Genomic DNA, 9,495 nt, shown 5'->3' with positions numbered 1-9,495 from the left:
TTCATGTGCTACCTTCCATTGACCCTAATAGGGTACTGATTGAAAAGCAGTTACACAAAATTATTTACAGGCTCATTGCCATGATTACCAACAGGCTTCTAAGTTGGTAGTGCCGCCTTTAGACGCCTTGTTCTTATCCTAATTTAGTAAGAACAATGGTTGCGACTACTTCAATTAGAAGTAGTCGTTTGACAATCACTATTTCATTACTTACCGCTTATTAAAAGCCCTTATTCTCAGATACTGCAACGACATCACCATCGTCATCAATTCTAAAATATAATGTCTGTTTAACTTGTGAGTTCGTAGCACTCACGACATAACTTCCTTCATGAACATTTACAATATTTACATCTGCATTGTTAATGGTTTCCCATGAAGATGGCAGCTTACCAGCCTCATAACCTAAATCTTTGAATGTCATTTTATTTATTGTTTTAATGGTAATGCTAATTACCTTCTTCTCATTCATATGACTATTTCTTGAATGATCCATGCTTTTCATTCTATCTAGATGCGCAAAAGAATAATTACAATTAAAAGAAGTAACGATAACTAAAAAAGCAAATAAATATCTCATAAATATGCCCTTATTATTTTAAACTAAGTATCTAAATGCCACCAATTGGAAGGATTGTGTCAATTGGACTAACGTAAACCCACCCAGAAATTTCCGTTCCAATTTTACCTATTTTTCTAATAATTGATATAACTTCATCTACTTGTTCATCTTCACATATAAGAGATAGCTGAACTTCAGAGATAGTAACACCAGCTTCAGAAGAATATGCTAACTCACTTTCCCGAAGAGCTTTCAATGTTCCTTTGACATCAAATATTGATATATTTCCGTAGCCAGAATCTTGTAATGCTTGTATAACATCGGCAGACCTTACATGGTGAATTAATGCAGTAATTTTTTTCATATTTTTACCTGTCAATTTGAAATTATATTTAAAGGGATTACGGACAACTCGAACACCGCAATCCCTTCTTCATACTTAAATTTTAATTACTATTTTAGCTGTTTCGTCTTTCGCCAAGTAAGTCTGTACAAGCCAGGTAATACTAATAAAGTGAGTAATGTTGATGAAATGATCCCACCAATAACGACTGTAGCTAGTGGTCTCTGGACTTCTGCACCAGTGCTAGTATTAAGCGCCATTGGTAAAAACCCTAATGCTGCAACAAGTGCAACCATCATAATTGGTCTTAATCGCAACATTGCACCAGTTTGAATAGCTTGATCGATAGGACTTCCACGATCCAGTTCATCTTTAAATGCAGATACCATCATAACCCCCGTCAAAACAGAAACGCCGCACAAAGTAATAAAACCTACACCAGCTGTAATAGATAGAGGGATATCACGCAACCATAAAGCTATGACGCCTCCAGTAAGGGCTAGTGGTACTCCACTAAAGACTAAAGCTGCGTCTTTTGCGGAGCCAAATGTCATCATTAAAAGAGCAAATATCATTATCAATGTTATAGGCACAAGTATAGTTAAACGATCAGAAGCAGATTGTAATTGCTCAAAAGTACCACCGTATTCTAACCAATATCCTGGAGATAATTTGACTTGCTCAGCAACCTTACTTTGTACTTCTGCAACAAATCCGCCTAGATCTCTACCACGGACGTTCGCGCTAACGACCAATCTTCGTTTTCCATTTTCACGTGAAATCTGATTAGGGCCAGGTGCTAAAGTAAGTTTAGCGACTTCTCTTAATGGTACATAACCACCTTCAGGTAACGGAATAGGTAAACGCTCTAACGCTTCTAAATTTCCTCGAACCCTCTCATCAACCCTTACAACGATTGATAAACGTTGATCACCATCAAAAATCAAGCCAGCACTCTCACCTCCCGTTGCAGCAGCAACTACATCTTGGACATCCGAGACGTTTAAGCCTAAACGGTACATAGCAGCTCTGTCAGCATCAATTGATAAGATGGGTAATCCAGAAACTTGCTCTACTTTTACGCCTTCAGCCCCTTCAATACTACTTAACACTTTTGCTATTTCAGCACCTGAACTCAGTAATTTAGATAAATCATCTCCAAAAATTTTTATACCTAAATCAGATCTGACACCTGAAATCAATTCGTTAAACCGAAGTTGAATAGGTTGGCTTATTTCGAAAGCATTACCTGGTAGTAAGGCTAGTTTTTCACTTATTTCTTCTAAAAGTTGAGCCTTAGTCTTTTCAGGATTTGGCCACTCACTATGATCCTTAAGCATCACATAACCATCAGATATATTTGGCCCCATAGGATCACTCGCAACCTCTGCAGTACCAACTCTCGAGAAATAAGTTTTAACCTCCGGAATCTCTAGAATTGCCTTCTCCAACTTAAACTGCATATCTAATGATTGAGTTAAACTGGTCCCTGGAATTCGAAGTGCTTGGATCGCAATATCGCCCTCATCAAGATTAGGAACAAACTCGGTTCCCATTTTTGTTGCAACAAATCCGACTAAAATCACAAATATCAATGCTATTGAAATTACAAGTACTCGGAATCTCAACACAATCGACAAAATTGGCAGATATAATCGTTTAGATTGACTGACGATAAAGTTGTCTTTTTCTTCTATGTGGCCTGTCATAAACAAAGCGACTGCCGCAGGAACAAAAGTGAGAGACAATACAAGTGCAGACAATAAAGCCATGATTACGGCCATTGCCATTGGAGTAAACATTTTACCTTCGACACCTGTCAGCGCCAAAATTGGCAAATTGACCATAATAACAACTAAAACACTTATCAGACTTGGAGTAAACACTTCACGGGTAGCCGTAAAGACGGTCTGAAAACGTTCATCCAATGTCAATATTCGCCCCAGGTGATGCTGTCTTCCTGCCAGCCTTAAAATACAGTTCTCAACTATGATTACAGCACCGTCAACAATTAACCCAAAATCAAGTGCACCTAGACTCATGAGATTTGCGCTTACTTTGGTTTCTACCATGCCAGTCATCAACATCAACATCGATAAAGGGATCACCATGGCAGTTAATAAAGCAGCCCTAACATTACCCAGCATAACGAGAAGAACGACAATGACCAACACAGCACCTTCAGCTAAATTGGTCTGAACTGTTGCAATCGTCTTATCTACCAATACAGTACGATCGTAAACTGGTTCAGCAATCACACCTTCTGGAAGAGTTTTATTAATCTCAAGCAATTTTGCTGATACTGCCTGAGAAACAGTTCTACTATTTCCGCCAAGCAACATAACAGCTGTGCCCAACACAGTTTCTTCGCCATCGCGAGTTGCAGCACCAGTTCTAAGCTGTTTACCAAACCCAATCTCTGCAACATCACCTACGGTAATAGGAATTCCATCCCTACGAGCAACAATGATCTGCTTAATCGATGAAATATCAGTAACCTGACCTGGAGCACGGATCAAATATTGTTCACCATTTTTCTCTATATACCCAGCACCTACATTCGAATTATTTTTCTGCAACGCAGCGACTAAATCATCAAAACTAATTTGGTAAGCCAATAGCTTTGAAGGTTCTGGTGTAATATGAAACTCCTTTTCATACCCTCCGATTGTATTTACTTCAGTAACCCCCTCAACCAAACGCAATTGAGGACGAATAACCCAATCTTGCAATGTACGCAAAGCTGTTGCATCGTAAGGTTGTCCATCTGCTTGCAAAGCCCCTGGCGCTGCATGAACTGAATAGTGAAAGATTTCACCTAATCCAGTTGCAACAGGTCCCATTACGGGCTCAATACCTGACGGCATCTCACTTTTAGCTTGTTGCAAACGTTCGTTAATAAGATTCCGAGCAAAATAAATATCAGTTCCTTTCTCAAACACAACAGTAACTTGTGAGAGTGCGTAACGAGATAGCGATCTAGTACTCTCAACATAAGGTAAACCTGCAATTGACATTTCAACCAAATAGGTGACTCGCTGCTCAACTTCTAGTGGTGAATACCCAGGTGCTTCTGTGTTAATTTGAACTTGAACATTGGTAATATCAGGTACAGCATCAATAGGAAGATGTTGATAATTCCAAACGCCTAGTGCACCCGTTAGCAAAACAAAAAACATAACCAACCACCGGCGGGTTATGGAAAATTGAATGAGTTTATCAATCATTTAAAACTCCTATTTGAAGCACACAACCGATTATGTCTAAATTTAAAAACATAAATAAGGTATAAAGGTAAACGAAGACGCATAAAAAATTTAATGCCCATGTTCAGCATCCTCTTTCCCCAACTCAGACTTCAAAACAAAGCTATTGTTACTCACATACATTTCACCAACCGACAAACCCGTTAGAACTTCACTATATTGACCATCTGTTCGACCAAGGCTCACTTCGCGTGGTTCAAACCCAGATTCACCTTTGACAAAAACTACATTTTTATCTTCAATAACTTGTATTGCTTCATTACGTATAGAAACTGGCGCATTTATTTCATCAAGTGTAATGTTGGCATTAACAAATAAGCCCGGCTTCCAAATGTTGTTGCTGTTTTCAAGTAGAACACGAGCTTTAGTGGCTTGGCTTTGCACTTGTCCAAATGGTGAAATATAAATAATTTTACCTTCTGAAATATTTTTTAAATCAGTACTTTGTATGTTAACCGTCTGATTTAATTTGACCAAAGGAAGATCCTTCGGAAATATGCTTAATTCTACCCAAACAGTAGAAAAATCTTGAATCACCAGTAAAGGAGTTTCATTTGTTTTCTCTCCAATATTTATATTTCGCTGTGTGATATATCCATTAATTTCAGAAGTTATTGAATAGTTTTTCAAGCTTTCATTTGCTTCAACAATTAACAATGTTTCACCTTTACGGACCGGATCACCGATGCTCTTCTTTACATCACGTACCACACCATCAAATCTGGCATTAACCACTTGCAAACTTTCAGCATTAGTAGCAACCAAACCATAAACAGGTAATACATCACGAATAACATTGGCACCAACGGTGCTAACCACTATTCCGGCATGCTGTATTTGCTCGTTAGATAATTCTATATGCCCTTCCTCTTCATGTTCTGATTCATCTCCATGACCAGACTCTGCAAAAATAGACCCTGTAAAAAATAAGAAGCTGGTTAAGAATAGAACTTTTGTAAAACTAGAAATTAATTTCATTGAGATATTCCTGATAATTTGATGTTCTCGTTATATTGCGAGCTAGCTAAAGGCTCTGATGTCAATTGTTCGATTTCTGCACCATAAGTTAATGCTGAACCTGCAGCTTCAATTAATGTACGTCTTGCACTTAACAACTCCTGACGAGAGCTCACATAATCCAGATAACCGTACCTTCCACGCTGATATGCATCTTGAGTTTCAATCAGTGCTTGCTCTAAAGAAGGGATGATGGTGGAACGCAATGAGTTAACGACTAAAATAGCTTGTTTTCTATTGTAAAAAGCTCGAAATAACTGATTATGCATATCCAATAACATGACATCACGTTTTACGAATACTTGATTTTTTTCTGCAATGGCTGTTGAAATAGCACCTTGATTCCTAGAGCCAGAAAATAAAGGCATACTGAAGCCAGCTACGAGTGCTGTATCGTTTGTATCTTGAGCTCGACGAACCCCCACAGACCAACTAATGTCAGATTTTGACTGTGTTTTAGCAACACGTATTTCAGCATCTTTTAAACGAGCTTCTGATGCAAAAATCTCTATTGCAGGGTTAAGTTTGACTCTTTCAAACAATTGTTCAAATGAGATATCTTCCCCAAACTGAAATAAATTCCCCTCAACATTCTCAAAGTCAGGTGAGGATGATCCCCACAAACTCGATAACGAAACTTTTAAGTAAGATAAGCGTTGCTGTTCGGCAAATAATGATAGCCTGGCTTGCTCTAAGGCTGCTAATGCTCGTTTAACTTCTGCATCGGGTGTAGCACCTGCAGCAGCGCGTTTTTTTACAATATCCAAAGTATCAATGCTTAGTTGAGTAGCCTCCTGTGCAAGAACAACTTGTTCTTGTGCAGCAAGTACATCAACATAACGACGAGTAACATCACCAAGTAAAGCCAGTGACTCAACCTGCCTGCTTGCTTCTAATAATGACAATTCAGAAGATACAGTCCCAATTCTAGCTAAACGCTTGTTATCCATTTCAAAAACTGAGGATAAAGCTATAGTGAACTCAGCTCCACTAATACCGTTGTAATTTCCAGTTCCTCCAACATTTTCAGTATCAAAACCTAATTCATAAGCAGGTGATAATTTAGCAGTTTCCATTTGACCATTCAGAGCATCAATTCGATACGGAAAAAATTTAAGAGAAGGATTTTGTGATAGTGAACGCTGCATTGCAGTTGGCAGCGATATAGCTTGATCTGCCGATGATGCTCTTGCTGCGCTGATTGTAAAGGAGAATGCCACAAGGAAAACACACGAAATAATCCGTATATTATAAATACGACTCGAGAGCTCCAAAACTAGTTTTGGAGGACGATTTAACATTAACATATTGTAATACCTAATTATTTAAGATATAAAAATGCGCAAACTCTATCATTTGCAAAAATTGACTTAGAATAAAAATTAGGCGATCGGAGGACGAATTGAAGCTGAAAAAGGAGTTTCTGGAATAGAAAATAAATATGAGTTGTATGGAGCGTATTTTGTGAGGATATCAGTTTCAGCCTCATAGACACTTAACAAATAGATATGGCAATGACTACTGTGGTGGTGGCAGTGAAACATTTCATTTGAAGAAGGAATATCAGTCGTAGATACATCATGAACTGGAGGTGTTTTGATAACTGATACATTATTATCGATTGGTGTACTTGATAAAATCTCAGCATAAGCTTTTAGCGGGTGAGCATCGACAATATTTGTCATAGGTTGAAACACAACCCATACAAAAATTAAAATTGTCGATACTAATTTAATCATGCTAACCCCAATTTAGATACATTTTGATTTTAACATTCCCCATAAAAAAATCAATGCATATTTAACTCTGTTCAAGACTGATGGCGGTGTTTTACCCGCTGAATATTAAACCTGTTATTTAAGAATGTACAAGAGCCTATAAAATTTTAAAGTTAAAATTAAAGTTAAATACTCGCGAATGACGAGGTGAACTCAAGTACAATTCGATAGCAACGCTTCACAGTGGTAGTCATCGATGACATTAAAATCTGCCTGAAAACAAGTTATCGCTAATAAAATGCATTGACTAGGATTCATTAGTTTTGCTGGAACGGTATATGTACAGGCTCTGTACAAAGTTTTAAGTAAATGCAGCATTTTTAACAAAAATACTCACATACAAGCTCTTAACGTATCATCATTCCGTTTCAAAAACTTGATTTTGTTACTTTATCAAAATAAATACTGTCCATTAATCTGAGCTGAAGTAAGTGCAACAGTTTCTCTTATAGAGATTTCTGGTATATCGAGCTTGAGTAAGCCAACTTAATCACATCATACCGGATTGCAGCTAACGATCATCATCATTAGCTAGCTCATTATTGAAGAATATTACAGTGACTGGAACAAATTTTTATTATTACTTTATTCACGTAAGTTAACTTAAACACGAAGCAATCTTTTAGCAGTGAAGGACTACTGATTACACATTAAAATTCATGTTATTAATAAACGCTCCAATATAATACATGTTGTTATTAGACCATATGTATTGTAGAAGCCCTTAAAATCAATACTCATAGCATATATGCACATAAATAACTCCTCCTAAGCCGCGTATTTCCAGCTGCAATAGCTGTTGAGCTAAAAGCCAGTAAAAAGAAAGGTAGACCAATTTTAAGAAGGTTCATCGAATGCTTCAAGCTAAGGAACAGTGATTAGCTAATGTCTGATTTATCTAATTAAACCAAGCATATGAGTGATACTAACAGTGAAAACATTAATCAAAGCAAAAACCTAGTTAGCACTTAATGCTGGGTACACTGAACCATTTGGTTGTGTATTGTGGCGTTAGCAAATCACGGCGCATTGACCACTTGTGCTCTATGCCTTGAGCTGCTAGAAACATCGTATCACTGCCATAGCGTTGGTTAATGTCATCTAGCGTATTCATCAAAGCGGGATTAGCCTTTGAAGGGTTAAATAAATCGAATTGGTTATGTTTTTCGCTAGCTAAATCGATAAGCCCTATACCGATTTTGTAATAATGTACGAACTCACGAAATAGCTTTGGTGCGGCCTCACTCATAGCTTTGGTTAGCTCAACAGTGCAGTTGGTTGGACATGGAAAATGTACAATAGCTTTATAGCTTACAGGCCGTTCATCATGGGGTGAATTACTGGCAAAAATCAGCAAGGTCTTGCAGTTTGAACCTTGCTTACGTGCTTTACTCGCTGCGATAGCAACATGCTTACTCAATGCTTGTAATAACGACGAATAATCTGTGATGCGCTCACCTACGCTTCTAGTCGAAAATATCTGCTTTTTATCTGCCCTCGACTCATCCCATATTTTACAGGCTTGGCCGTTAAGCTCACGAACGGTACGTTCTATTTCAATACTAAATTGCTTTCTTGCCAGTGTCGGCGGCATAGACGCAAGTTGAAACGCAGTACGGATATTCATTAATTCAAGCTTCTTACTTATTCGGCGGCCTATCCCCCATACATCCCCTACAGCAAGCTGCTTTAAAATAGCTATACGCTCTTGCTCATTACTAATGAAACAAACTCCTTTGTAGCCCTCAATCTTCTTAGCTGCATGGTTGGCTATTTTAGAAAGAGTAAGCGTTTCACCAATACCCACACAGACTGCTAGCCGCGCTTCTTTCCACACAGCACGGCGGATTAACTGGCCTTGCGTAAGGAGGCATTTGATAGCGGGATAGCAGTTTTTAAAAGAGAGGAAGCTTTCATCAATAGAGTAGACATGTTGCTCAGGGGCAAAGCGGCCAATGATATCCATCATTTTGCTAGATAAGTCAGCATAAAGTTCATAGTTTGAGGAACAGACAATAACACCACGTTTGGCGCATAAGGCTTTAACTTGAAAGTAAGGTAGAAACTTCCCAATTCCAGCCTCTTTAGCTTGACGATTAGCAGCAACAATCATCCCATCGTTGTTACTCAACACAATAACAGGCTTACCACGCCAATCAGGGCGAAAGACTTGTTCTGCACTGCAATAGAAGCTATTCGCGTCAACTAGAGCAAACATCTAATTACCCCACAACAAAGGGCTTTGACGGTGGCAACGAATAGAACGTGTGACTACGCCTTCAATACTAAAATAATCGTATTCATGAATTGTGACAGGTTGGTATTGTTGATTAGAGGAATGGAGAACACGCAGCTTGGTATCTAGAATCTTGCAGACAAACTCGCCATTAAAATTGGCAACTATTACATCGCCGTTTCGACCGTCTGGTAATCTCCCCATTTTTAGCTGAGGTCAAAAGTAGAGACTTAGGCCACTAGTGCCAGTTTTTGCTTTGGTGGGACACCACCAATTGCTGTATTGGGTCTTTC

7 protein-coding genes and 1 pseudogene are annotated in these 9,495 nt (G+C 38.3%); all 8 read right to left on the bottom strand.

Annotation, left to right across the window (positions count from 1 at the left end):
• Window positions 1-220: 220 nt before the first annotated feature.
• On the bottom strand, window positions 221-580 hold the full coding sequence (locus tag AAEY94_RS20470; protein ID WP_011638887.1) for a DUF6488 family protein: 360 nt from the start codon (window positions 578-580) through the stop codon (window positions 221-223).
• Window positions 581-611: 31 nt separating this feature from the next.
• Window positions 612-926 (bottom strand): P-II family nitrogen regulator, encoded by a 315-nt coding sequence (locus tag AAEY94_RS20465; protein WP_041413220.1) that lies wholly within the window; start codon window positions 924-926, stop codon window positions 612-614.
• 89 nt (window positions 927-1,015) lie between these two features.
• Window positions 1,016-4,132 (bottom strand): efflux RND transporter permease subunit, encoded by a 3,117-nt coding sequence (locus tag AAEY94_RS20460; protein ID WP_011638886.1) that lies wholly within the window; start codon window positions 4,130-4,132, stop codon window positions 1,016-1,018.
• 90 nt (window positions 4,133-4,222) lie between these two features.
• Complete coding sequence (locus tag AAEY94_RS20455) at window positions 4,223-5,149, bottom strand: efflux RND transporter periplasmic adaptor subunit (RefSeq protein WP_011638885.1); 927 nt, start codon at window positions 5,147-5,149, stop codon at window positions 4,223-4,225.
• Window positions 5,146-6,495: a TolC family protein gene (locus AAEY94_RS20450; protein ID WP_011638884.1), complete on the bottom strand. Its 1,350-nt coding sequence runs from the start codon at window positions 6,493-6,495 to the stop codon at window positions 5,146-5,148. The genes AAEY94_RS20455 and AAEY94_RS20450 overlap by 4 nt, the downstream gene beginning before the upstream one ends.
• Window positions 6,496-6,570: 75 nt before the next feature.
• Window positions 6,571-6,927: a hypothetical protein gene (locus AAEY94_RS20445; RefSeq protein WP_011638883.1), complete on the bottom strand. Its 357-nt coding sequence runs from the start codon at window positions 6,925-6,927 to the stop codon at window positions 6,571-6,573.
• A 1,000-nt stretch (window positions 6,928-7,927) separates the two neighbouring features.
• On the bottom strand, window positions 7,928-9,184 hold the full coding sequence (locus tag AAEY94_RS20440) for a Y-family DNA polymerase (protein WP_011638882.1): 1,257 nt from the start codon (window positions 9,182-9,184) through the stop codon (window positions 7,928-7,930).
• Window positions 9,185-9,385: pseudogene (locus tag AAEY94_RS20435) on the bottom strand (LexA family protein); the annotation flags it as partial.
• Between the last annotated feature and the right edge of the window lie 110 nt (window positions 9,386-9,495).

It is taken from the genome of Shewanella sp. AC34-MNA-CIBAN-0136 (genome assembly GCF_040309945.1).
Classification (GTDB): domain Bacteria; phylum Pseudomonadota; class Gammaproteobacteria; order Enterobacterales; family Shewanellaceae; genus Shewanella.
Note: the sequence above shows the minus strand (reverse complement) of the source record. Positions and strands in the feature narration are given on the sequence as shown.

What these genes read in the sequence shown, in the direction of transcription:
- AAEY94_RS20470 (WP_011638887.1), bottom strand. Translation starts at nt 580, where the DNA reads ATGAGATATTTATTTGCTTTTTTAGTTATCGTTACTTCTTTTAATTGT.
- AAEY94_RS20465 (WP_041413220.1), bottom strand. Translation starts at nt 926, where the DNA reads ATGAAAAAAATTACTGCATTAATTCACCATGTAAGGTCTGCCGATGTT.
- AAEY94_RS20460 (WP_011638886.1), bottom strand. Translation starts at nt 4,132, where the DNA reads ATGATTGATAAACTCATTCAATTTTCCATAACCCGCCGGTGGTTGGTT.
- AAEY94_RS20455 (WP_011638885.1), bottom strand. Translation starts at nt 5,149, where the DNA reads ATGAAATTAATTTCTAGTTTTACAAAAGTTCTATTCTTAACCAGCTTC.
- AAEY94_RS20450 (WP_011638884.1), bottom strand. Translation starts at nt 6,495, where the DNA reads ATGTTAATGTTAAATCGTCCTCCAAAACTAGTTTTGGAGCTCTCGAGT.
- AAEY94_RS20445 (WP_011638883.1), bottom strand. Translation starts at nt 6,927, where the DNA reads ATGATTAAATTAGTATCGACAATTTTAATTTTTGTATGGGTTGTGTTT.
- AAEY94_RS20440 (WP_011638882.1), bottom strand. Translation starts at nt 9,184, where the DNA reads ATGTTTGCTCTAGTTGACGCGAATAGCTTCTATTGCAGTGCAGAACAA.